The sequence below is a fragment of the Mesorhizobium sp. C089B genome, assembly GCF_030323125.1.
Classification (GTDB): domain Bacteria; phylum Pseudomonadota; class Alphaproteobacteria; order Rhizobiales; family Rhizobiaceae; genus Mesorhizobium.
Genome location: NZ_CP100469.1, coordinates 3,666,197 through 3,690,175, shown reverse-complemented (window position 1 = coordinate 3,690,175; position 23,979 = coordinate 3,666,197). Strand labels below are relative to the sequence as shown.

The window sequence follows — 23,979 nt, the reverse complement described above, 5'->3', positions numbered from 1 at the left end:
TATTGCAGAAAAAAGTACGTCAATCCATAATCTGTCAACCGACGGAGGAATTTGGCCGATTGTCCCTGTTCCGGCGATCAGCCAGACCAATGCGCCACATTCGCATTCGAGAAAAGTCATGCAAGCCGTAGCCAGACGACCTCGCACCAACCATCTCGATCTGGCGCAGCGCATCCTGGATGTGGCGCGGCAGCGTGGCTTCGGGCCTGGCGCCCGCCTGCCAGAACAGCAGATCGCCTCGCTGTGCAATGTCTCGCGCACGCCCGTACGCGCGGCACTCGGCCTGCTCGCGGAACGGGGCGTGGTGCGCTGGGAGGCCGACAGCGGTTATCATCTGACGGTCGACCTCGCCGCCCAGCCCGCCATTGCCGCCGAACTACCCAGTGCGGAGGAAGACGAGCTCGCCGAAGCCATCCTGCGCGACCGCTCGGCGCGACGGCTGGACCAGACGGTGACCATCGCGGGGCTGATGCGACGCTACGACGCTGATCGCAAGACGGTACTAAAAGCACTTAACAAACTGACCGACGAGAATCTTCTGGATCGTGCGCCTGGGCAATCCTGGTTGTTTCGCCGCGCGCCGGACGATCCGGAGGCGCAAGGCGAAAGCTACGAGTTCCGCCTGGTGCTGGAGCCGGCGGCCATCCTGACGCCAGGCTTTCGGCTGGACGGGGCGCGGGCAGCAATGTTGCGGCAAGGCATGGAAGCGCTTGCAGCGCTGCCGGACGAGACATTCGACACGCGCGAGTTCCAGCGGCTGGACATGGATTTTCATGGCATGATCGCCGAGGGCTGCGCCAACCGTTTTGTGTCGGATGCATTGGCCGATCATCTCCGCCTGCGCCGGCTGCCGGGCATCTATTCCGGCGTCAACGTGTTTCGGCTGCGGCAATCGTTGCGCGAACACTCGGGCATACTCGACTATCTTGAAAGCCGGCAGTATGAGGTGGCTGCCGATCTGCTTCGCATCCACCTGCGGCTCTCCCGCAGCCAGCGACCGCAAGCAGCCAGCCGCGGAGCTCCCGCACTGTTCAGCATGATCAGCCGGCCGGATTGAAGAGGAATAATTGACGCGTAAAGCCAGCCCGACCATCGCGCTGTTTCCCGAAGCCAGTTTCGGCGCCGCGTTGAATTGCGTCGGTATCGCACAGGCATTGCGCGCACGGGGCGCTCGCCCCGTCTTCATCTGCCATGCCGGCTTCTCCGGCGTCTTTACCGACTATGGCTTCCAGGAATACCATCTGCCGACGGATGAGCCGCTGAGCGACAGCGACCGCCAGAGCTATTGGCAGGCCTTCGTGCGCCGGCACCTGCCGCATTTCCGGCTGAGCCCGATCGACCAGCTCGAGACCTATGTCGCGCCGACCTGGCAAGCGATCGTCGACACCGCCGTCAACGCCGAGGCGCCGCTGCGCCAATTGCTGGCGCGGCTGAAGCCGGACGCGGTGGTGCTCGACAACGTCATCATGTTCCCGGCGATCGCCGCCGCCGGCTGCCCGTGGGTGCGCGTCGTCTCCTGTGCCGAGACGGAACTGCCGGATGCCGAGGTGCCGCCCTATCTCTCGGGGATGGGTGCCGACGACCCGCAACGTGCGGCGTTCGAAGCGCGCTATCTCGCGGCCTCCGCACCCGCGCATGAGCGCTTCAACCGTTTTCGTGCGGATGCCGGCCTGGCGCCGTTGCCCAAGGGCCTGTTCCTCGAGACATCACCCGACCTCAATCTGCTGCTGACGCCAGCGATCGTACGGCGTGAGCGGGCCGAGCCGCTCGACCCCAAACGCTTTGTCTATCTCGAAGGCTGCGTGCGTTCGGAAGGGCCATTCGAGGTGCCGGTGTTTCCGCGCAATGGCGGCCCGCTGGTCTATGTCAGCTTCGGCAGCCTCGGCGCGATGGATGTCGGGCTGATCGAGCGCATGCTCGCCGTCTTCGACAGGCTGCCGGCGCGCTTCATCGTCAATGCCGGCGGCCTGCGCGACGCCTATCGCGCGGTGCCGGACAATGTCTATCTCGACGCCTGGTTTCCGCAGCCTTCGGTGGTGGCGAAGTCGGACCTGTTCATCCACCATGGCGGCAACAACAGCTTTTGCGAGGCGCTGCGCTTCGGCGTGCCGTCGCTGATCATGCCCTATTGCTGGGACGGTCACGACAATGCGCAACGCGCGGGAGAGACAGGTGTCGGCGACCATATCGGCCGCGACGCCTGGACGGAAGGGGGATTGGAGAGAGCCATTCTCGGCCTGCTGGCCGACGATGCGATGCGCGCCCGCCTCAGGGACAATGCTGCCAAGATGGCGCTGACCCCTGGAACGGATGTGGCCGCGCAAGCCATACTCTCTCTCATAGGTACGTGAACCAAAATGCAGGACAAAAATACCAACACCGCTCTCTTCACCGGCAACGATCCCAAGGCCTGGCTCGCCCAGCACGGCATCACGGAGGTCGAGTGCCTGGTGCCCGACATGAATGGCGTGCTGCGCGGCAAGGCGCTGCCGACGGTGAAATTCCTCAAGGCGCTGGAAGACCGCGCACTCTACCTGCCGAGCAGCGCTTTCCTGGTCAGCATCGATGGCCGCTACTCCGGTTCCATCGACGAAGGCTTTGCCTATCAAGACCCGGATATGCGCATGGTGCCTGATATGTCGACGCTGTGCCTGGCGCCGGGCGGTGGCGTCGGCAAAGCCTATGTCTTCGCCGACGCCTTCCACATGCAAGGCAAGCCCTGGATGGCCTCGCCACGACATGTGCTGCGCGCCGTGCTCGATCTCTACCGGAAGCGCGGTTGGCGCGCGGTGGTGGCGCCGGAAATCGAATTCTATCTGACCGCGCCCAATCCGAATCCCGACCAGCCGCTGACGGCACCGGTTGGCGCCAATGGCCGCGCCGAGGGCTCGCAGCATCCCTATGACATGGTGGCGCTGGAAGAATTCGAGCCGGTGATAAGGCGCGTCTATGATTATGCCGCAGCCGCCGGCCTGCCGCTCGACACGCTGATCCATGAGTCCGGCACCGCGCAGCTGGAGATCAATCTCTTGCACGGCGACGCGGTGCCGCTCGCCGACCAGGTGCTGCTGTTCAAGCGGCTGACTCGCCAAGCGGCGCAACAGAGCGGCATGCACGCGACCTTCATGGCCAAGCCGATCGCGGCGCAGGCGGGAAGCTCGATGCATCTGCACATGTCTGTCGTCGATGAAACGACAGGCGCCGCGCTGTTTGCCGACAGAGATGATGCAGACACCGAAATGTTCGGCCATTTCATCGGCGGCCTGCAGAGATATGTGCCCGAGATCATGCCGCTGTTCGCACCCAACGTGAACTCGTTCCGCCGCATCCGGCCGAACCACAGCGCACCGGCCAACATCGAATGGTCGCATGACAACCGCTCTTGCGGCCTGCGCGTGCCGGCAGGTGGCCGCGCCGCCCGGCGGGTAGAGAACCGCTTGCCGGGAGCGGATTGCAATCCCTATCTGGCGATCGCCGGTTCGCTGCTTGCCGGCTATCTCGGCGTCGAGCAGAAGCTGGCGCGCTCGGCTGAGGCCTCGGGCAATGCCTACAAGATCAAAAGCACGCTGCCGAAAACGATGGAGGAGGCGCTTGATCGTTTCATTGCTTGCGAGCCGGTGCGGGCATTGCTCGGCGAGGATTTTTCCAGACCTATCTGCGCGTCAAGAGCGTCGAACTCGACCTGTTCCAGAGCGTGGTGACGAGCTGGGAACGCGACCATTTGCTGCTGAAGGTGTGATCATGGCCTCCGGCTCAACGGGTTTCAATTCGAGCCTCGATATCGGCAATTCCTATTATGTCGCCACCGCCAATCCGGCGCCGGACCATCCGGCGCTGGTGGGAGATGTCGGCGCCGATCTGGTGGTGGTCGGCGGCGGCTGCACCGGCCTGTCGGCCGCCCTTCATGCCGCCGAGCGCGGCCTGAAGGTGGTGCTGCTCGAAGGCGGCAAGATCGGCTGGGGCGCGTCGGGCCGCAATGGCGGCCAGATGATCCCTGGCCTGCGCAAAGGCGCCAAGGGGTTGGTCAAGCTTTACGGCCCCGAGCGGGCGAAGGCGCTGTTCGACCTCGCCTTCGAGGCGCGGGGCCTGGTGCTCGACATCATCGAGCGCCACGCCATCGATTGCGATCTACGGCTGACCGGCCATCTCGTCGGTGCCGTTAATGGCTCCGACCTCAGGGATCTCGAAGACGAGGCCAAATGCCTCGAGAGCGTGATGAAGTTCCGCGACGTCGAGATCCTGTCGGCGGCGCAGGCACGCGGCAAGGTGGACACGCCCTATCATGGCGCGATGTATGAGCCGCTTGGCGGCCATATGCATCCGCTGAACTACACGCTCGGCCTTGCCCGTGCCGCCGTGGCGGCCGGTGTCGTCATCCATGAAAATTCCGTCGCGGTAAAGCTGGAGCGCGAGCCTTCGATCCGGGTCTCGACGGCGCAGGGGTCGGTAAGGGCCAAACATGTCGTGCTGGCCGGCGACGCGTTGCTGCATGGGCTGGAGCCGCGCGTCAACAGCCGCATCATGCCGGTCGGCAACTACATCGTCGCCACCGAACCGCTGGAGGGCAAACACAATGTCATCCCGGCCAATGTCGCGGTGTCCGACACGCGCTTCGTCGTCAACTACTACCGCATGTCGGCGGACGGTCGGCTGCTGTTCGGCGGCGGCGAGCGCTACACGCCATCGCCGCCGGCCGACATCGCCGGCTTCGTGCGGCCGCACATGGAGGCCACCTTCCCGCAACTGAAGGGCTGCCGCATCGATCATGCCTGGGGCGGTCTGGTGTCGGTGACCACGTCGCGGCTGCCGCATGTCGGGCACTATGGCGAGGTCTATTTCGCGCATGGCTATTCCGGCAAGGGCGTCATCCTGTCAACGCTGTCGGGCAAGCTCTTGGCCGAAGCGATTACGGGCGACGCCTCGCGGCTGGACCTGTTCTCGACGCTGACGCCGATGCCGTTCCCGGGCGGTACGGCGCTGCGGGGCCCGCTCTATGTGCTGGGGATGTTGTGGTACGCCATGCGCGACCGCATCAAGCATTGAAGGCTGCGGCCGGCGGGCGCGAAATCATTGGAGGCGATTGCATGCGTGATTTTCAGTCCCCCGGACGCTCGCCAGTTCGCGCGACAGAAGCGATGGCGGCGACATCGCATCCGCTGGCGACGCTGGCCGCCATCGACATGCTGCGCTCCGGCGGCAATGCCATGGATGCCGCTGTGTGCGCTGCGGCGGTGCAAGGCGTCGTCGAGCCGCAATCGACCGGCATCGCCGGCGACTGTTTTGTGCTCTACAGTCCCAAAGGCGAGGGCGATGTTCTCGCTTTCAACGGCTCGGGGCGTTCGCCCGCTGCGGCAACCGCCGAATGGTATCTGGAGCGGGGGCATTGCGAACTGCCTGCGGCCGGACCGCATGCCGTCACCATACCAGGCGCCATCGATGCATGGTGCCGGCTACTCGAGGACCACGGAAAAAAGGGCATCGACGCCGCGCTGGCGCCAGCCATTCGCTATGCCGAACAAGGCTATGTCGTTCATGATCGCGTCGCCTTCGACTGGGCCGACGAGGTCGCCCTGCTCTCAGCCGATGAACATGCCGCGCGCATATTCCTGCCCGAGGGAAGGGCGCCGCAAGCCGGCGATGTGCATCGGCAGCCGCACTTGGCGGACACCTTGCGCATCATCTCCAACCGAGGCCGTGCAGGGTTTTATGAAGGTGAAGTCGCGGACGATCTGGTGGAACGTCTTCGCGCGCTGGGCGGGCTGCATGCATTGGAGGATTTCGCCGAGACCCAAGGCGACTACGTCACGTCGGTGAATACGTCCTATCGCGGCTACGATATCCATCAGATGCCACCGAACAATCAGGGCATGACGGCGCTGATCATGCTGAATGTGCTTTCGGGCTTCAGCCTTGGTTCGTTGGAGCCGAACAGTGCCCAGCGGCTGCATCTCGAGATCGAAGCCGGCCGGCTTGCCTACCAGGACCGCGATACTTTCATCGGCGACCAGGATTTCGTCCAGGTCCCCGTCGAACAACTGCTGTCGGCAGCTTATGCGGAGCGGCTGCGCGCCGCCATCGATCCGGCCCTCGCCATGACGCATCTGCCGCGGCTTGAGCTGCCGCGCAGCGACACCGTCTATATCTCCGTGGTCGACCGCGACCGCAATGCAGTCAGCTTCATCAACTCGACCTTCGGTTCCTTCGGCAGCGGCGTCGTCGGTCCCAAGACAGGCGTCGTGCTGCAGAATCGCGGCAGCAGTTTTCGCCTCACGGAAGGCCATCCAAATCGTATCGCGCCGCGAAAGCGACCGATGCACACCATCATGCCTGGCATGGCGACGCGAGGGGGTAAGGTGGTGATGCCGTTCGGGGTGATGGGCGGCGGCTACCAGCCGTTCGGCCATGTCCATCTGTTGACCAACATGATCGATTTCGGGATGGACCCGCAGCAGGCACTGGATGCGCCACGGGTGTTCTACAAGGACAATGCCGTGCTGGCCGAGCGCGGGATTCCGGCTGAGGCGATCGCCGGCCTGCGTCAGCGCGGTCATCAGGTTTCGATCGCCGAGGAGCCGCATGGCGGCGGCCAGCTGGTGCTGATCGATTGGGAAAAGGGCACGCTCACCGGTGCCTCCGATCCTCGCAAGGACGGTTGTGCGCTGGGCTACTGATCTGCGTTGCTGGAATGCGCATTCAGAACCAGATCAGCCAGACAAGCTGCAGGGTTACCAGTGCAATGGCGTCCCAGAAGATGAGTTCGCCTGTCGAGAACCAGCGCCGCGACCGGTTGAAGCTGTAGAACAGCCACCAGACCAAGGCTGCGGCGGCCAGCGGCACCAAAGCGAGCAGCGTGCTCACGGCAGCCGCGCTCCCGACACAGCATCGAATGTGTGCAGCGCTGCCGGCGGAAAGCGTAGATAAAGCGGCTGGCCGGGATCGAAAGCGCGATCGTCATTCACAGTCCTGACGATCAGCGCGTTGGCCTCGCTATTGGCGAAGATCAGCACGTCCGGCTCGACCGGTTCGACGACGTCGACGGCAAACAGGATGGCGTCGCCGGCAGTCGCGTCGACAAGCTGGATCTGCTCCGGGCGAATGCCGAGCACGATGGGACCATCAGGCTTTCCCGGAAGCGGGCAAGTGAAACCGCTGGCGTGGAAGACGCCGGCGCGGACATCGCCATCGAACGTGTTCATCGCTGGACGGCCGATGAATTCGGCGATGAAGCGATTGGCAGGCCGCCGATAGATCTCGCGCGGGTCGTCGTACTGGATCAGTGCGCCTTCGCGCAACACCGCGACCCTGGTCGCCAGCGTCATCGCCTCTTCCTGGTCGTGGGTGACGAAGACGAAGGTCTTTTTCAGCTCGCGATGCAGACGCTTCAGCTCGGTGCGCATGTGGAGCCGCAACAAGGCGTCGAGATTGGACAGCGGCTCGTCCATCAGACAGAGGCTCGGCTGCCAGACGAGTGCGCGGGCCACAGCCACGCGCTGCGCCTGGCCGCCCGACAATTGCGAAGGGCGGCGGTCGAGGTAACGGGTGATTTCGAGCAGCTCGGCCATGGCGCGGACGCAGCGGTCAAGCTCGGCGGCCGGCATCTTTCGGATGCGCAAGGGATAGGCGATGTTCTCGTAGACGCTCTTATGGCTGTAGAGCGCATAGTTCTGGAACACCATGCCCATGCCGCGCAGGCGCGGCGGCAGGTCGGTGACATCGAGGCCCTCGACCATGATGCGCCCGGCGGTCGGCCGCTCCAGCCCGGCGAGCAGCCGGCAGGCTGTCGTCTTGCCGGAACCGGACGGGCCGAGCAGAACCAGGAATTCGCCGGGCTCGAAAGCAAGATCGAGCGCCTGCAGCGCCACCGTCCCGTCCGGGAAGGCCTTGGTGACGCCGTCGAAAACAATTGCCATACAAGATCCCTTCAACCCTTGACCGCGCCGAAGGTGAGGCCGCGGACGAGCTGTTTCTGGACAAGGAACGTGAAAAGCACGATCGGCAGCGTTGCCACGATCGCGACTGCCGCGACCTGTCCCCAGAGCGTGCCATGCGGCGTCACCAGCCCCGGTATGCCGACGGTCAGCGGCCGCCCGTCGAAAGCGACGAGGATGAAGGCATAGAGGAACTCGTTCCACGACAGGATGAAGCAGAGCACCGCTGTGGCGCCGATGCCGGGTGCGGCCAGCGGCGCGACGACGAAGAAGAATGCGCCGAGCCGCGAGCGGCCGTCCATCATCGCGGCCTCGTCGATCTCCCTGGGGATTTCGGCGAAGAAGCCGCGCATCATCCAGACGACGAGCGACAGGTTGAAGGAGGTGTGGGCGATCACAACGGCGTAGATGGTGTCGATCAGGCCCAGCGAGGTGAAGAACAGGAACAGCGGCACGGCGATCGAGATCGGCGGTGCCATGCGCGTCGTCAGGAAGAAGAAGAACAGGTCTTCCTTGCCGGGGAAATTGGAACGGGCAAAGCCATAGGCCGCTGGCGCGCCGATGACGATGCAAAGTATGGTCGACGACACCGAGATCAGCACCGAATTGATCGCCAGCGGCCAGTATTCCTTGTCGATGAAGACCGCCGGATAGTTGGAGAACGTCGGCGTAAAAGCCCATTTTGGCACCGAGGACAACAGGTCGACGCGGTTCTTGAACGAGGCCAGCACCATCCAGACGTAGGGCGTCAAGGCCACCACGACAGCGACCAGCAGCACGGCCCAGGCAAAGCTTTTCCAGGCGCGGTTGGTGGATTGATCGATCATCGCCGCGCCCTCAAAACGCCGCCGCCTGCTTGCGGCTCGACCAGTAGACGGCCTTGTAGAAGACCGAGCACAGGATCAGCACGACGAGATAGATCATGAAGGCGACCGCGGCGCCGTAGCCGAGGTCCCAGTTACGGAAATTGACGCGGTAGGCGTAGATCGAGACCAGCTCGGTCAGCGTTCCCGGACCGCCGCCGGTCATCAGGAAAACCTTGTCGAACTCCTTGAAGGCGTCGATGCCGCGCAGCAGCAGCACGAGCGCGATGACCGGCCGCAGCAGCGGCAGCATGACGTCTCGGAAAATCTGGAACGGTTTGGCGCCATCCATCATTGCCGCCTCGAACGGCGCGCGCGGCAGGCTCATCATCCCGGCGAGCATGATCAGGGTGACGAAAGGCGTCCACTGCCAGACATCGATGGCGACGATGGTCGGAAACACCAGGTCGGGTGCCGAAAGCACCGCCGAATTCTGCGCCAGCAGACCGACCTTGCGCATGTAGAAGGTGAGCATGCCGAAATCGCCCTGCAACAGCAGCCGCCAGATCAGCCCGACGGCGACCGGCGCGATCATCATCGGGATGAGCAGCAGTGTGGTGAGAAGCCGCTGGCTGGCGACGAAGCGGAAGATCAGGAAGGCCAGCGCAAAGCCGAGCAGGAACTCAAGGCCGACGGCGATGACGACGAATTTCAGCGTCAACAGGAACGATGCCCAGAAGAATGGGTCGTTGCGCATCAGCTTGCGGAAATTGTCGAAACCGACGAAGGCGCCGGCATGGCTGGCGTCGGCGAAGCTGAGGTCGGTCAGCGCGGTGTAGACCATGTAGTAGAACGGGCCGACCAGGAAGACGACGACGAGCAGGGTCGCCGGCAGCATCAAGAGCGGCCCCACCCCACGGTCGAGAAGCGGCATTCCGCGCGGCGATGGAGTGCGGTTCGTCACGGGCGTTTCCTGCGGACAAGAACGGCTACCCGCTTGTGCGGGTAGCCTCTGCGCGACATCTCAAGGCCTATCGTGCCGGATAGGTCATGGGTGCGCAAGAACCGAGCAGTGTCGAGATGTCAGTGGCGGCGGTGTCAAGGGCGGCCTGCGCCTCCTTTTCGCCGGCGAGGTAGGATGACAGTTCGCGCACTAGTATGTCGGTCATCTCGGCCGATTGCGGCAGCGTCGCCTTCGGCACCGCATGCTCGTTGGCCTCCATCGACGCCTTGGCATAGGGCAGCTTCTGCACCTCGGCGGAGGCATAGACATCCGGCCGACCTGAAGCGCCGCCATTGAGATGCTGTTCGAGCTGGCGGTCATAGCCCATCATCCACTGGACGAAGAGGAAGGCGGCCTGCTGGTTCTTCGAATAGACCGGGATCAGATAGGTCCAGCCCTCGACCTGGCCGATCTTCCCGCCGTCGCCTTGCGGCACGAGATCGAAGCCAACCTTGCCGACCACGGTGGAGGCCGTGGTGTCGACCGACACGGCATAGGTTGCGTCGTTCCACATGATCAGCTCGGCGACCTTGGCTTGCTGCATCAGCGCCATGACATCATCCCAGAAATAGTTGAGGCTGTCCGGCGGCGAGAATTGCAGCAGGCTCTTGTAATATTCGAGCGAGGCGACGGCCTTGGGGCTGTTGACGATGACCGGGCCGCAGGCCGAGCCGCTCTTCACGTCGAGCACGTCGCCGCCGAAGGAATAAAGGAAATTGAGCCACTCATACCACAGTGCCTCATGGCGCTTGCCCTGCAGGGCGGTGCCGTAAAAACCCTGGTCGGGGCGATAGAACCATTCGGCGATATCGCGGTATTGCTTCCAGTCCTTGGCGGGAGCGAGGCCGTAGCCATACTTGGCCTTGAAGCCTGCCTGCTCCTTGGGATCGGCGAGCAGGTCCGAGCGATACCACATGAACATGTTGAGCACTGTGAAGGGGAAGCCGTACTCCTTGCCGTCATACCAGGAGATTTCGTGCCAGGCGGTCTGGTAGAGCTGCTTCTCCGGCTCGAAGCTCGGATCGCGCAAAGCCGGGTCGGCCATCATCTTGGCGATTTCGACCAGATGGTTGTTGGTGGCGAACTTGCCGAGTTCGCGATGCGGCTGGATGATGACGTCGTAGCGGCCGCGGTGCGAGTTGAGATCGAGCTGCACCTTGTTGACGGCTTCCGAGTGCTCGTACATCTCGACTTCGACATGGATGCCGGTCTGTTTTTCAAACTCCGGCGCCATCTTCTTCAGCGCTTCGAGCGGCGGCAGCGCCTCGCCGACCATGCGGATGGTCTGGCCGCTATAGGGTTTCGACGCCTCTTTCAGATCCCACGCGTCCGCTTGTGTCACTTGCCACGTCAGGGGCCACACAAATACGACTGCGACGAGCAGTCTGGACGCGGTACGTCTCAGCGGCTTGAGCATTCTTCCCTCTCCCTAGAAGTCGTGCCTGGCGGGCCGGCGCCCGTTTTGTCATAAAATGTGTGGTACTGCAAATCAAAATGTGGCACCTTGCAACAAATGGTTGGGAGGTGTTAACAGACCGGCAGCAAACCGGCTTTCCCGACCAGGCGAGGGACCTTTCGGATGGACTTCATCTTCATGCTGACGCGCAACGATCGCACGGTCGAGGACTGTCTCGACCTGGTCGATTTGATTGAGCCGGTCGGCCTGAAGCATGTCGGCTTCAAGGATATTGGCGTCGCGCCGGATGTGCTGCGCAAGCTCGCTGTCGCCATTGGCCGGACAGGCGCCACCACTTACATGGAAGTTGTCTCGACGACGGCTGAGGCCTGCCTTAATTCCGCGCGCATCGCCAGGGATCTCGGCATCCAGCGCCTGCTCGGTGGTACCCAGGTCGACGAGATCATGGCGTTGCTGGAGGGGAGCGGCACCGAATACTACCCTTTTCCCGGGCGGCCGGTCGGCCATCCGACCAAGCTCGGCGGTTCGGCCGAGGATGTCGAGGCCGACTGCCGGGCCTTCGCCGAGAAGGGTTGTGCGGGATGCGACATCCTCGCCTATCGCGCCACCGAGGCCGACCCGGCCGAACTGGTGCGCGCAGCCCGGCGCGGGCTTGGTCCGTCGCGGCATCTGATCGTCGCCGGCGCTGTGGCATCAGCCGATCGGATCAAGGCAATCAAGCTGGCCGGCGCCAACGCTTTTACCATTGGCACAGCGGTTTTCGATGGCTCCTATTCGCCGACGAAAGGTTCTATCCTCTCGCAACTGCGGGATGTCCTCGCGGATTGCGAGCGTGTCTAATGCCAGTCATCGGCATCGATCTCGGCACACAAAGCCTAAAGGCGATCGTTGTCGATGACGAATTGCGGCTGCGTGGCGAGGCCGCTGTGTTGTACCAGCCGGCCTTCCCGGCGCCCGGCTGGGCCGAACAGAACCCGGCGCTGTGGCTGGCGGCGCTCAAGCCGGCCATTGCCGGCGCGCTCGACAAGGCTGGGCTTGCGCCGTCCGACATCAAGGGTATTGCCATTGCCGGCCAGCTCGACGGCTGCGTCGCGGTCGATCGCAATGGTGAGGCGCTGGCTCCGTGCATCATCTGGATGGACCGGCGGGCGGCAGGAGAGATCGCCGCCATCGACCCGGACTTCATCCGTGAGCGCACCGGTCTCGTTCTGGACGCCACCCATATGGCGGCGAAAATCCGCTGGGCCGCGCGCAACCTGCCCGAAGCGCGCCGAGTGGCGCTCTGGCATCAACCGGTATCATTCGTGGTCGCAGCGTTGTGCGGTCGTGCCGTCATCGATCACGCGCTGGCCTCGACGACCATGCTCTATGGGCTGAAGGAGCACAATTATGCCGGCGATCTGCTGGCGGCCTTCGACATCGATGCACATAAATTGCCCGGCATCGACGATGCATCTGAGATCGCCGGCGCCTTGACCCACGCCGGCGCCGAGCTCACCGGTCTTCCTGTGGGCACGCCGCTGGCGGTCGGCACCGGCGATGATTTTTCGGCCGCCATAGGCGCCGGGGTTGTCGTGCCCGGTGTCGTCGCCTGCAATCTCGGCACGGCCGAAGTGGTCGGCGCGGTGTCCGGCACGCTTCGCCTCGACCCCGGCGGCCTGGTCGAGACCCATGGCTTTCTCGGCGACGGCTATTTCATCTCCAATCCCGGATGGCTCTCGGGCGGCGCGGTGACGTGGTTTCTAACAACCTTCGGCGTCGATTCGCCGGCGGCGATGTCGGAACTGGCGGCGACGGTGGTTGCCGGCAGCGACGATTTGCTGTTCTTGCCCGCGTTGTCCGGTGCCATGGCGCCGCGCTGGATCGCCGAAGCGCGTGCCGCTTTCTACGGCCTGACATCCTTCCACGGCAAAGCCGCTTGTGCCCGTGCCGTGCTGGAGGGCTGTGCCTTTGCCATGCGCGACGTGGTCGACCGGCTGGACGATCTCGATATCGCGACGGATCGCATCCGGCTCTCAGGCGGTGGCGCGCGCAGCCGGGTATGGGCGCAAATCCGTGCCGATGTCAGCGGCAGGCCGGTCGAGATCGCGGGTGCGGCCGATGCCTCGCCGATCGGTGCGGCAATCCTTGCCGCCGCAGCCATCGGCCTTACCTCCTCAGTGCAGCAGGCGGCTGAAAGGCTGGCCGGCCACATCGAGACGATCGACCCTGATCCTTCCGCCAAGGCCGCCTACGACAGAAGTTACCGCCGGTATCGCACCTTGTTCGATGCCCTGACCCCGCTTCATGCTGATTGACCGGACTGCATCCTATGTCCAGACAAATGCTCGATCGCCTTATTGCCGGCACGCTGCCTGACCCGGACAGCCAGGGAATGCTGTCGGTGCCGCTGAAGACCATCGTCATAGGGCGCGGTCTCGGCGACGAGGCCGATGCGCTGGTCAAGCCGCTGCCGCTCGGCCGCAAGCTCGCCGTGGTCATGGATCCCGACACAAGGCTGGCGCTGGGTGAGAGGGTGTCGATCGGACTGCGTGGCAGCAGCGATGTCGACAAGATCATCCTGCCGCGCCATCCGCATCCGGACATGGACGCGGTGCGATCGGTGATCGCACGCACGAAAGACGCCAGCGGCCTGGTCGCGGTCGGATCTGGCTCGATCAACGACATCACCAAATATGCTGCCCATCTCACCCAAAAACCTTATGCGGTGTTCGGCACCGCGCCATCGATGAACGGCTACACCTCGGTGTCGGCGGCAATCACCGAGGACGGCCTGAAGAAATCGCTGACGGCCAGCCTGCCGGTCGGCGTCTTCCTCGATCTCGATGTCATGGCGCGAGCGCCGCACCGGCTGATCGCTGCCGGCTTCGGCGATTCGATGGCGCGGCCGACCGCGCAGACCGATTGGCTGATGGCGCATCTGTTGCTCGGCACGCCCTACCGGGAGGCGCCGTTCATGCTTCTGGCCGAGGACGAGGAGGCGCTCATCGCCAAGGCCGGCGAACTCGGGACCGGCGACCTTGAGGCGATGGAAGTGCTGGTGCGCACGCTGGTCATGTCCGGTCTCGGCATGACACTGTGCGGCGGCTCTTATCCGGCCAGCCAGGGCGAACATCTGATCGCCCACTATATCGACATGCGGGGCCAGGGATTGCCTGAGGCGCATCACGGCGAACACATAGCGGTGACGACGTTGACGATGGCGCGGCTGCAGGAACGCGTGCTGGCGCTGCGGGAGCTGCAGCTCGCGCCGTCCGCCGATACGCCAGACCGCTTCATCGAAATCTTCGGCGAAACGCTCGGACGTTCCTGCTGGGCGGCATTCAAGCCCAAGCTGCTGGACCGCGAACGGGCAAACGCCATCAACACCATGCTGGCCAAGCAATGGCGCTCGCATCGTGAAAGGCTGGTGCGGGTGGCACGCCCGGCGCGCGAGATCGCGGCAGCACTGCGCGCCGCCGGCGCGCCGACCACGCCGCAAGAGGTCGCCATACCGGCTGGCTTCTACGACGAGGCGGTCGCCAATGCCCGGCTGATCCGCGACAGGTTCACCATGCTCGACGTCGCGGCTGCCTCGCTCGAAACGGTTGCGGCGGGAGCCTGAGCGGGTGCTGCGTCCGCTTGCCGACTTCACCGCGCTAGACCGGCGCAACATCGCCGTCGTTCTGACCGATATCGACGACACCTTGACCGACAAGGGACGGCTGCCGGCAAAAGCCTATGCGGCGCTCGAGCGGCTGAAGCAGGCCGGCTTCCTTGTCGCGCCGGTGACCGGCCGCCCTGCCGGCTGGTGCGACCTGATCGCGCGGCAATGGCCGGTCGATGGCGTGATCGGCGAGAACGGCGCTTTCTATTTCCGCTATGACGGCACTGCCAAGCGCATCGTTCGTCACTATGCCAGGAGTGCCGGGGAAAGGCAGGCTGACGCGGCGCGCCTGCGCGAGATCGAACGCGCCGTGCTCGCGGAAATTCCGGGTGCGGCGGTCGCCGCTGACCAGGCCTATCGCGAAGCCGATTTGGCGATCGATTTTCGCGAGGATGTCGCGCCGCTGCCCAAATCTGAAGTGCTGAAGATCGTCGCTATCTTTCAGCGCTATGGAGCGGCGGCGAAAATCTCGTCCATCCATGTCAATGGCTGGTTCGGCAAATACGACAAACTGTCAACAAGCCGGCTATTCTTGCGCGACTGTTTTGGTATAGACATAGACCACGACAAGGACAGCATTGTCTTCGTCGGCGATAGTCCAAACGATGCGCCAATGTTCGGATTCTTCCCCAACAGCGTCGGTGTCGCTAATGTGCTGGACTTCGCCGGCGAACTTCCGGCATCTCCTGCCTTCGTCACAAGCGGGCGCGGCGCGCAAGGGTTTGCCGAGCTTGCCGACGCACTGATTGCTGCAAAGGGAATGGAATAATCATGGATCAGGGCCGACTGACGAAGAAGGAGCGGCACGCGCTTATCCTTTCGGAAGTGCGCCGGTCGGCGTCCATCCGCATCTCCAAACTTGCACGGCGCATCGGCGTCGCCGGCGAGACCATCCGCCGCGATCTCATCGAACTCGGCGATGCCGGGCTGATCAACCGCACCTATGGCGGTGCGACGATCTCGCTGGTGACATCAGAGCCGGTGATTTCGGAGCGCGGCCTGACCCTGGTCGAGGAGCGCGCCCGCATCGGCCGCGGCGCAGCGGGCCTGGTCCAGAAGGGCCAGATCGTGATGATCGATGGCGGTTCGACCACTTATGAGGTGGCGCGCAACCTTTCGCAGCTGAAGCGCGACCTGACCATCATCACCAATTCCACCGGCGTGGCCTCGGTGGCCGGCGCCAATCCGACCTTCCGCGTGCTGCTTTGCCCTGGGACCTATGACAGCCGCGAAGGCAGCGTGCTTGGCGAAGACACCGTCGAGTTCCTGCGCCGCTACAATGCCGACGTCGCCATTATCGGGGCATCGGGGATAAGCGCCGATGGTCCGAGCGACATGATCTCGGGCGCCGCAGCCGTTAAACGCGCAATGATATCGCGTTCACTGTCGGCGGTGCTGGTGGTGACCCACGACAAGTTTGGCCGCAGCAGTCTGGAACGCATCTGCGGGCTCGATGACATTGCCGATATCGTCACCGACAGCGAACCGAAGGCCGACCTGCGCACTGCTGCCGAACAGGCGGGCACGGAGCTGCATGTGTTTGCCGCCGACTGATCAGCATTGGCTATCCGGCGGCATCCCGGTTGGTCAGCGCGATGTGGCAGCAGCCGGGGCCGTGGCCCGGCGTCCAGGTGACATTGTCGAAGCGCACGCCCGTTGCCTTGAACAGACCACGGTCGAAAGCGCCGGCGATGCGGCAGAGCGTGGCGAGTTTTTCATCACCGACACCGGCCTCGACCCAGGCGTCCTTCAGCGGACAACGCTTCACCTTGAAGGCGATGTGGTCCGGCCCGCGCTCGACATCGGTCGGATACATCAGGCCGCCATCCGGGCTGACGGCCAAAAATGCCTCGCCGATGGCCGGCGCGTCGTTAGGTCCGAAACGGGCGAAGGCGGCCGCCGCCACCTCCTTGCCGCGCTGCTCGATGGTGCGGATCATGATCGCCTCGGCCTTTTCCGCGCCGAGTTCGCCGGTCAGCTCGTCGAGAAACAGACGGTAGAGATCGGCGCGGTTACGGAAGGCGGAATCGAGTTCGCGCGAGAGTTTTTCGGCTCTGGCTTCTGGTTCGGTCATGGTACTTGCCTGCTGCTTCTGTCCAATCTTGGCGCCGCCGCAACCAGCGCCTTGCCGATTGCCGACTGCGGCGCGTCGATAACGTTGCGGGCGTCGCCGCTCTCGGCGATCCGCCCGGCGTCGAGAAGAACGACGCGGTGGGCGATGGCCCGTACGACGCCGAGATCATGCGAAATGAAGAGATAGGCGATCCGTTCCCTGGCTTGCAGGTCGAGCAGCAACGCAAGGATCTGTCCGCGGACCGAAACGTCGAGCGCCGACACCGCCTCGTCGAGCACGATCAGCGACGGTTTGGTTGCGATGGCGCGGGCGATGGCGACGCGCTGGCGCTGGCCGCCGGAGATTTCGTGAATGGCGCGCGGGGCGAGATCGGCTGCCAGCCCGACGCGATCCAGCAAGGCAGCAATGCGGGCCGGCCGCTCGGCGCGGGACGCGATGGCATGGATGCGCAAGGGATCGTCAAGCACGCGAGCCACCGTGGCGCGCGGGTTGAACGCGGCGAGCGGATCCTGGAACACCATTTGCAGGCGCGCGCGCTTGGTGCGCAGGGCCGCACCCTTCAAGAGCAGAAAGTCATCGCCTTCGAATTGGACGGTGCCGGCGTCGGGCTCGATCAACCTAAGCACCAGCCGCGCGATCGTCGACTTGCCGCTGCCGGAGGGCCCGGCCAGCGCCAGCGTCTCGCCGGGTTCGATGGCGAAGGAGACACCGTCGACGGCCGCGATGGCCTTGCCGCCACGACGGTATCGCTTGGTAAGACCGGAGACGGTGAGCAAGTTCATGCCGGCGCCCGTCGTAGCAGCGGATCGGCGTCGAGGCCGAGATGGGCGTTGAGCAGCGTTCGCGTATAGGCATGGCGCGGGGCGTTTATGATTTGCTCCGTCGGGCCGAGTTCGATCAGTTCGGCGTTCCGGAATACAGCGATACGCTCTGCGAGTTCGGCGGCCAGCGCGATGTCGTGGCTGATGAACAGCAGCGTCATGCCGTCCTCCGCCACCAGTTGCCGAATGAGGCTGACGATTTCGGCTTGCACAATGGTGTCCAGCGCGCTGGTCGCCTCATCGGCGATCAGCAGTTTCGGACCGGCTGCAATGGCCGCGGCAACAGCAACGCGCTGCTTCTGGCCGCCGGAGAGCTGGTGCGGGAAAGCACGCATGGCGGTTTGTGGGTCGGGCAGCCGGACACGTTGGAGCAGGGTTTTGGCTTTGGCGTAAGCTTGTGGCCAGTCGAGGCCGAGGTGGGTGCGGGCGACTTCGGCGATCTGTTTGCCGACGGTCATGACGGGGTCGAGGCTGGCGGAGGGGTCCTGGAAGACGAAACCAATGTCGCGACCGGGAAGGGGGAGCGTGCTGGGCTCGGTTAATTTGAGAGGTCGGCGTTCCGTCACACCCCCCTCTGTCCTGCCGGACATCTCCCCCGCAAGGGGGAGATTGCTCTCTCATCTCCGCCTTCGCCAACCACGAACGTTGCAGAAGGGAAGCCGTCGGCAAAGCTGCTGATCTCCCCCTTGCGGGGGAGATGTCCGGCAGGACAGAGGGGGGTGGAAGGATCGCGGCGCCTGAAATTGCCACTTGACATGCCCTTCAATCTTGGCGCTCGCCGGCAGCAGTCCAGCCACCGCCAGCGCCAGCGTGCTCTTGCCCGAACCGCTTTCGCCAATGATCGCCAGCCGCTCGCCGGCAATAACATCCAGGCTGACCCCCTTCAGCGCCGTCACCTCGCTGCCATCTCGCCGATAGCGCACTGACAGATCGCGTATCTCAGCCAGTGCGGTCACGACAGGCTCCTCCGCACCGCCGTCGTTTCGACCACGCCTTCGCCGGTGAGATAGACGCCAAGCACGGTCAGCACCAAGGCGATGCCCGGAACGATCGACAGAAAGGGCGCGGTGCGCAGCACAGTGCGGCCCTCGGCGATCATGCCGCCCCAAGTGACGCGATTGGGGTCGCCGAGACCGAGGAAGGACAGCGCTGCCTCGGTGAGGATCGCGGCGGCCACGATCACCGAGGACAAGGCCAGCACCGGCGGCAACGCGTTGGGCAACACCTCGCGAAAAGCGATCTCAAGCGGATGCATGCCGATGACGCGAGCGCCGGCGACGTAATCGCGCTCGCGGATCGACAGCACTTCGGCGCGCGCTACACGCGCCGGTCCGGTCCAGGCGCCAAGCGCTATTGCCGTGACGACGACGCCGAGCGACGGCCCGACGACGCTGACGAAGGCCAGCGCCAGGAGAAAACTCGGCACGGTCTGGAAGGCATCGGTGATGCGCATCAGCCCCTCGTCCACAAGGCCGCCGGCAAAGCCGGCCAGCGTGCCGACGACCGCGCCGATGAAGAGTGCCGCCGCTGCCGCCGCCAGGCCGACCGCCAGCGAGGTGCGGGCGCCGTGGAACAGTTCGGCCAGCACGTCACGGCCGAGCCGGTCGGTGCCGAGCGGCAGCGACCAGTCCTGGAAGGGCGGCAGCAGTGCTGGTCCGGCAATGGCCTGCGGGTCGCCGGGGAAGAGCAGCGACGCAAACAGCGCCATGGCGAACAGAAGCGCCAGGATGATCGCGCCGGCGACCGCTTCCGGCCGGCGCAGGAACCGCGGCAGCGCGCTCACGCGCTGGCCTCGCCGGCGCCGACGCGCGGGTCGAGGAAGGCGTAGGCGATGTCGACGGCAAGGTTGACGGCAATGACGAGGACGGCGCTGGTGAGGATGATGCCGAGCAGCAGCGGCGTGTCGCGCGAAGCGACCGCTTCCTGCGCCAGCCGGCCGAGCCCGGGCACGGCAAAGACGCTTTCGATGACGACGCTGCCGCCCAGCATCTGCGCCGATTGCAGGCCGAGCATGGTGACCAGCGGCAAGAGCGCGTTGCGGGCGACATGGGCGAGCACGATGCGGCGGCGTGACAGCCCCCTGGCGCGGGCGGCGAGCACAAAATCCTGCCGCCACGCCTCGGCCATGCCGGCGCGCATCATGCGCAGATAGAGCGCGAGATAGATGAAGCCGAGCGCGGAAACCGGCAGGACGAGGTGGACGGCGATGTCGGTGGCGCGGTCAAAACCGGTCTTGTCCGAGGCCAGGCTCTCGATGCCGCCGATCGGCAGCCAGCGCAGGTCGACGGCAAAGACGACGATCAGCACCAGGCCAAGCCAGAAACCCGGCACGGCATAAAGCGCCAGCGAGCCGATCGACAGGAAGCAGTCGCGAAAGCTGCCGGGTCTGGCGCCGGCGTAGATGCCGAGCGCCGAGCCCAAACCGAAGGAGAGCGCGGTGGCGGTCACCATCAAGAGCAGTGTCGTCGGCAGGCGTTCCAGGATGACATCGCGAATTGGCCGCGAGAAGGTAACGGACTGGCCGAGGTCGAAATGCAGCAGCGCCCAGAGATAGTTCGCGAGCCGTGTCAGCTCGGACTGGTCGAGGCCCCAGCGATGACGCAGCAATTCGATCATGCCGGCGTCGCCGCCGGTCGAGACGATGTAGGCGTCGACCGCGTCACCGGGGGCGGCTTCCAGGAGGAGGAATGTGCCGATGATGACGATCAGCAGCACGAAGATGCTGCCGACGAGGCGACGGCGCATGAGGGTGAGGGCGCGGGTCATGGGAAAGGCATAGCGCTGCGCCAGTCGGGAGAGGTGCGGTGTCTAGGCACCCCCCTCTGTCCTGCCGGACATCTCCCCCGCAAGGGGGGAGATTGGATGTCGCCTCTGCCTTCGCCAATCTTCGATGCCGAATGTACGCGACAGCGAAGCTGCTGATCTCCCCCCTTGCGGGGGAGATGTCCGGCAGGACAGAGGGGGGTGTGATGAAACGCGGCCCTACGCCATGCCTTCACACCAATTTCTTTGCGAACTTTCATCCGCGCAAATGTGTCACGATTCCAGATAGGTGTCCGCCCAGTTCGACGCCGCCCATCGCGGGTTGTTGGCGATGTTGCCCACGGTATCGCGCGCGACGCTGATGAAGCTCCATTCGGCGACGTTGATCAGCGGCAGGTCCGCCGCGACCTGTTTCTGGAATTCCTTGTAGAGGTCGGTGCGCGCTGACGTATCCAGCGTCTCCGAAGCCTTGGCGATCAGCGCGTCGAGCGCGGCGTTCTTGTAGCCGCCCTGGTTGGAGAACGGCACGCCGTCGGGAATGCCGCTCTGCACCAGGATGGTGGTCGAGATCGCCGGGTCGCCGCGGAACACCGGCGGGCCGACGGCGAGGTCGAAGGTGTGGTCGGTGTAGACGGCCTTGATGTGCGCGGCCGAGTCGTTGTTGACGATCACGGCGTCGATGCCGATTGCCGCCAGCGCCTGGCGCAGATAGTCGCCGAACTGCTTCGTCTCGTTGAAATAGGGTGCCGGCAGGAGTTTCAGCGCAAAACGCTTGCCGTCATCGGCGCGCTTGTACCCCGCGTCGTCGAGCAAGGCGTTGGCCTTGGCGACGTCGAATGGATAGATCGGCACGTCGGCAGTGTAGAATTGCGGATCGTTCTTCGGCACCGGGCCGGTGGCGGTGGCGGCATAGCCGAGGAACACCGTCTTGACGACGAAGTCCTTGTCGATGGCATGCGCGATCGCCTGGCGGACCTTCACGTCGGCCAGTTCCTTGCGGCGATGGTTGATCTCGACGACGAGCTGATAGGTCAGCCCCTCATAGCCCTGGAGATCACCTTCAGGCCCGGCACCTTGGAGATGCGGTCGAGGTCGGCCAAGGGCACGGCGGAGAAGGCGGCGAGCTGGATCTCTTCGGCCTCGAGCGCCGCTGCAGCCGACGTGCGGTCGGGTAGCACCTGGTAGATGATCTCGTCGAGATACGGCTCGTCCTTGGCCCAGTAATCCGCATTCCTGGTCAGCTTGTAATACTGGCCGGCCTTGTATTCGCCGAACTTGAACGGCCCGGTGCCGATGGGTGCATTGTTGGCCGGGTTGTCCTCGATCTTGCCGACCTCGTAGATGTGCTTCGGCACCACGCTTGACAGCGCCGGCAGCGCGTTGCGGATCAGCTGGAACGGCGTTGGCTTGGCGAATTTGAAGACGGCGGTCAGATCGTCAGGGGTGTCGACGCTGGCCAGATCCTTGAACACGGTGCGGCCGAGATTTTGCAGCGGCTTCCAGATCTGCAGCGCGGAGAAGGCGACGTCGGCCGAGGTGAACGGCTCGCCGTCATGCCACTTGACGCCGTCGCGCAGTTTGAAGGTCACCGACAGCCCATCGGCAGCACCTTCCCAGGAGAGCGCAAGGCGGGGTTCCAGTCCGTCCTTGCCTTCGAACGAGGCTTCGGCCAGCGTTTCGACGATCTTGCTGGAAATGAAGAAGACGCCGTTGGAGGCGACGATGGCCGGATTGAGGTTGCGCGGTTCGGAATCGGCGGCGAGCACGAGGCGGCCGCCCTTCTTCGGCGTCTGCGCCCAGCTGAATGTGGGCATGGCGGTGGAGGCCAGCAGCAAAACTGAGCCGCCAAGCAGCGTGCGTCTGGAAATATCCGACATGATCAACCTCCGTCCTCTCCGCGACCAGATGGGCGCACCCCTCGAAGCTGGCCGCACCCGCCAGCATCCTCGCGGCGATTATGGCCCTTGCCAAGGGTTTCGCCAGAGACGGAATTGGCGCATCCTTGCTTGGCTTTGAAATTTTCGTCCGCTGGACCAGTTTAGAGGTGGCCCTTTCATTCTGGTATTCTGTAGGACCAGATTGCCTTAGTGTGCAGCAATGACGAGTGGTGACAGCCTGCCGAAGCAATCTAACCTGTTTCTGGCTGGACCAGAGTTAACGAAATGGTGCAAATTTGATCGAAGCCAAGGGATTGGACGCAGTACGGCCGGCGATCCCACTGATATCAGGGAGAGAAAGATGAACATTGCCCCGGGCAAGAGCGCCGTCAGCAATATCCCGTTCGACCAGGCGAGGGTCGACCGGCTGATGGAAGAGGCCGGCATCGATGTTCTGCTCGCGACGTCCAAGCACAACACGCAGTATCTGCTCGGCGGCTACAAGTTCATCTTCTTTGCCGCCATGGATGCGATCGGCCATAGCCGTTACCTGCCTATCGTCCTCTATGAAAAGGGCGGGCCCGATCATGCCGCCTATATCGGCAACCGCATGGAAGGCGCCGAGCACCAGAACAACCCGTTCTGGACGCCGACGCTGCATGCCGCCTGCTGGGGCACGCTTGATGCTGCCAATCTTGCGGTCGAGCACATCAGCAAGATCGGCAAGGCCGGCGCCCGCCTCGGCATCGAGCCGGCCTTCCTGCCGTCGGACGCCTATGCGCTGATCCGCAAGGCGTTGCCGGATGCCAGGCTGATCGACGCGACCGGCATGCTGGAGCGCATGCGCGCCATCAAGACGGACGCCGAGCTGGAAAAGCTGCGTATTGCCTCCGAGCTAATCACGGATTCCATGCTGGCGACCATCCAGTGGGCGCATGAAGGCAAGACCAAGGCCGAGATCATCGAGCATCTGCGGCGCGAAGAAACCAATCGGGGCGCGCATTTCGAATATTGCCTGCTGACGTTGGGCGCCAGCCACAACCGCGCGGCGTCACCGCAGGCTTGGAAAAAGGGCGACGTGCTGTCGATCGATTCCGGCGGCAATTATCACGGCTATATTGGCGACCTCTGCCGCATGGGCATTTTGGGCGAACCGGATGCCGAACTGGAAGATCTGTTGGCCGAGGTCGAGACAGTGCAGCAGGCGGCGTTCTCGAAGGTGAGGGCAGGCACCATCGGCGGCGACATGATTTCGCACGCGGAGGGCGTGCTGAAGGCGTCGAAGGTCGCGCCCTATACGGATTTCTTCGCCCACGGCATGGGGCTGATCACGCATGAGGCTCCGTTCCTGATGACCAACCATCCGGTGACCTATGAAGGCACCTATGCCGCCAAGCCGCTGGAGACAAACATGGTGCTGTCGGTGGAGACGACCATGCTTCACCCGACGCGGGGGTTCATCAAGTTGGAGGACACGTTGGCGGTGACGGATACGGGATATGTGATGTTTGGGGATCGGGCGCGGGGGTGGAATAGAGGTGGGATAGCCTAGCTCGGCGCTACCCCCTCACCCGGATTGCCATCCGAATTCCGAAGGGCAATTCGGGGCTATCCGACCTCTCCCCGAGGGGAGAGGAGTTTGCGCCG

At 64.2% G+C, this 23,979-nt stretch carries 21 protein-coding genes and 2 pseudogenes; 11 read left to right on the top strand and 12 right to left on the bottom strand.

The features are described 5' to 3' along the window. Positions 1-118 precede the first annotated feature (118 nt). The 5 genes and pseudogenes from NLY44_RS18275 (at position 119) to ggt (ending at position 6,671) form a co-directional block, all read left to right on the top strand. On the top strand, positions 119-1,057 hold the full coding sequence (locus NLY44_RS18275; RefSeq protein ID WP_023804576.1) for a GntR family transcriptional regulator: 939 nt from the start codon (positions 119-121) through the stop codon (positions 1,055-1,057). A 10-nt stretch (positions 1,058-1,067) separates the two neighbouring features. Further along, positions 1,068-2,351: a glycosyltransferase gene (locus NLY44_RS18270; RefSeq protein WP_023698837.1), complete on the top strand. Its 1,284-nt coding sequence runs from the start codon at positions 1,068-1,070 to the stop codon at positions 2,349-2,351. 6 nt (positions 2,352-2,357) lie between these two features. After that, positions 2,358-3,739, top strand: a pseudogene (locus NLY44_RS18265) (glutamine synthetase family protein). 2 nt (positions 3,740-3,741) lie between these two features. Then, positions 3,742-5,043 carry an NAD(P)/FAD-dependent oxidoreductase gene (locus NLY44_RS18260; protein WP_031201307.1) on the top strand — a complete coding sequence of 434 codons (1,302 nt, stop codon included), beginning with the start codon at positions 3,742-3,744 and terminating at the stop codon, positions 5,041-5,043. A 41-nt stretch (positions 5,044-5,084) separates the two neighbouring features. After that, positions 5,085-6,671, top strand: a complete 1,587-nt coding sequence (gene ggt, locus NLY44_RS18255; protein ID WP_023704262.1) for a gamma-glutamyltransferase — start codon at positions 5,085-5,087, stop codon at positions 6,669-6,671. Positions 6,672-6,693: 22 nt separating this feature from the next. On the opposite strand, the gene NLY44_RS18250 is transcribed toward ggt, so the two are convergent. From NLY44_RS18250 to NLY44_RS18230, 5 genes are all read right to left on the bottom strand, one after another. Further along, entirely contained in the window at positions 6,694-6,858 is a 165-nt protein-coding gene (locus NLY44_RS18250; RefSeq protein WP_023701459.1) for a hypothetical protein, read from the bottom strand. Next, positions 6,855-7,910, bottom strand: a complete 1,056-nt coding sequence (locus tag NLY44_RS18245) for an ABC transporter ATP-binding protein (protein ID WP_023685718.1) — start codon at positions 7,908-7,910, stop codon at positions 6,855-6,857. Before NLY44_RS18245 ends, NLY44_RS18250 begins: the two co-directional genes overlap by 4 nt. 11 nt (positions 7,911-7,921) lie before the next feature. Next, on the bottom strand, positions 7,922-8,755 hold the full coding sequence (locus NLY44_RS18240; protein ID WP_023804577.1) for a carbohydrate ABC transporter permease: 834 nt from the start codon (positions 8,753-8,755) through the stop codon (positions 7,922-7,924). Between the two features lie 10 nt (positions 8,756-8,765). Further along, entirely contained in the window at positions 8,766-9,695 is a 930-nt protein-coding gene (locus NLY44_RS18235) for a carbohydrate ABC transporter permease (protein WP_156932370.1), read from the bottom strand. Between the two features lie 67 nt (positions 9,696-9,762). Next, complete coding sequence (locus NLY44_RS18230) at positions 9,763-11,076, bottom strand: ABC transporter substrate-binding protein (RefSeq protein ID WP_023672935.1); 1,314 nt, start codon at positions 11,074-11,076, stop codon at positions 9,763-9,765. Between the two features lie 237 nt (positions 11,077-11,313). Between NLY44_RS18230 and NLY44_RS18225 the strand changes: the two genes are divergently transcribed. From NLY44_RS18225 to NLY44_RS18205, 5 genes are read left to right on the top strand one after another with little or no spacing between them, the layout of a single operon-like run. Then, on the top strand, positions 11,314-11,991 hold the full coding sequence (locus NLY44_RS18225) for a beta/alpha barrel domain-containing protein (RefSeq protein ID WP_023672934.1): 678 nt from the start codon (positions 11,314-11,316) through the stop codon (positions 11,989-11,991). Continuing rightward, complete coding sequence (locus NLY44_RS18220; protein ID WP_023714147.1) at positions 11,991-13,448, top strand: xylulokinase; 1,458 nt, start codon at positions 11,991-11,993, stop codon at positions 13,446-13,448. The genes NLY44_RS18225 and NLY44_RS18220 overlap by 1 nt, the downstream gene beginning before the upstream one ends. 14 nt (positions 13,449-13,462) lie before the next feature. Continuing rightward, positions 13,463-14,755, top strand: a complete 1,293-nt coding sequence (locus NLY44_RS18215; protein WP_084012945.1) for an iron-containing alcohol dehydrogenase — start codon at positions 13,463-13,465, stop codon at positions 14,753-14,755. A gap of 7 nt (positions 14,756-14,762) precedes the next feature. Next, positions 14,763-15,566, top strand: coding sequence for an HAD-IIB family hydrolase (locus tag NLY44_RS18210; RefSeq protein WP_023692036.1), 804 nt, complete (start codon positions 14,763-14,765; stop codon positions 15,564-15,566). 2 nt (positions 15,567-15,568) lie between these two features. Further along, positions 15,569-16,351 (top strand): DeoR/GlpR family DNA-binding transcription regulator, encoded by a 783-nt coding sequence (locus NLY44_RS18205; RefSeq protein WP_023744050.1) that lies wholly within the window; start codon positions 15,569-15,571, stop codon positions 16,349-16,351. A 10-nt stretch (positions 16,352-16,361) separates the two neighbouring features. Here the strand turns inward: NLY44_RS18205 and NLY44_RS18200 are convergent, their stop codons facing one another. From NLY44_RS18200 to NLY44_RS18170, 7 genes and pseudogenes are all read right to left on the bottom strand, one after another. Then, entirely contained in the window at positions 16,362-16,871 is a 510-nt protein-coding gene (locus NLY44_RS18200) for an L-2-amino-thiazoline-4-carboxylic acid hydrolase (RefSeq protein ID WP_023804579.1), read from the bottom strand. Next, entirely contained in the window at positions 16,868-17,653 is a 786-nt protein-coding gene (locus NLY44_RS18195) for an ATP-binding cassette domain-containing protein (RefSeq protein ID WP_023686643.1), read from the bottom strand. The genes NLY44_RS18200 and NLY44_RS18195 overlap by 4 nt, the downstream gene beginning before the upstream one ends. Further along, positions 17,650-18,282 carry an ATP-binding cassette domain-containing protein gene (locus NLY44_RS18190; protein ID WP_286454811.1) on the bottom strand — a complete coding sequence of 211 codons (633 nt, stop codon included), beginning with the start codon at positions 18,280-18,282 and terminating at the stop codon, positions 17,650-17,652. The genes NLY44_RS18195 and NLY44_RS18190 overlap by 4 nt, the downstream gene beginning before the upstream one ends. 27 nt (positions 18,283-18,309) lie before the next feature. Continuing rightward, positions 18,310-18,648: an ATP-binding cassette domain-containing protein gene (locus tag NLY44_RS33230; protein WP_502882045.1), complete on the bottom strand. Its 339-nt coding sequence runs from the start codon at positions 18,646-18,648 to the stop codon at positions 18,310-18,312. After that, a complete protein-coding gene (locus NLY44_RS18180; protein ID WP_023735154.1) occupies positions 18,645-19,475 on the bottom strand; it encodes an ABC transporter permease in 831 nt (276 codons plus the stop codon). Before NLY44_RS18180 ends, NLY44_RS33230 begins: the two co-directional genes overlap by 4 nt. Continuing rightward, positions 19,472-20,458 (bottom strand): ABC transporter permease, encoded by a 987-nt coding sequence (locus tag NLY44_RS18175; RefSeq protein ID WP_023804581.1) that lies wholly within the window; start codon positions 20,456-20,458, stop codon positions 19,472-19,474. Before NLY44_RS18175 ends, NLY44_RS18180 begins: the two co-directional genes overlap by 4 nt. A gap of 270 nt (positions 20,459-20,728) precedes the next feature. Beyond that, positions 20,729-22,332: pseudogene (locus NLY44_RS18170) on the bottom strand (ABC transporter substrate-binding protein). 361 nt (positions 22,333-22,693) lie between these two features. Here NLY44_RS18170 and NLY44_RS18165 point away from each other — a divergent pair. After that, a complete protein-coding gene (locus tag NLY44_RS18165; RefSeq protein WP_023804583.1) occupies positions 22,694-23,884 on the top strand; it encodes a M24 family metallopeptidase in 1,191 nt (396 codons plus the stop codon). The last annotated feature ends 95 nt before the right edge of the window (positions 23,885-23,979 follow it).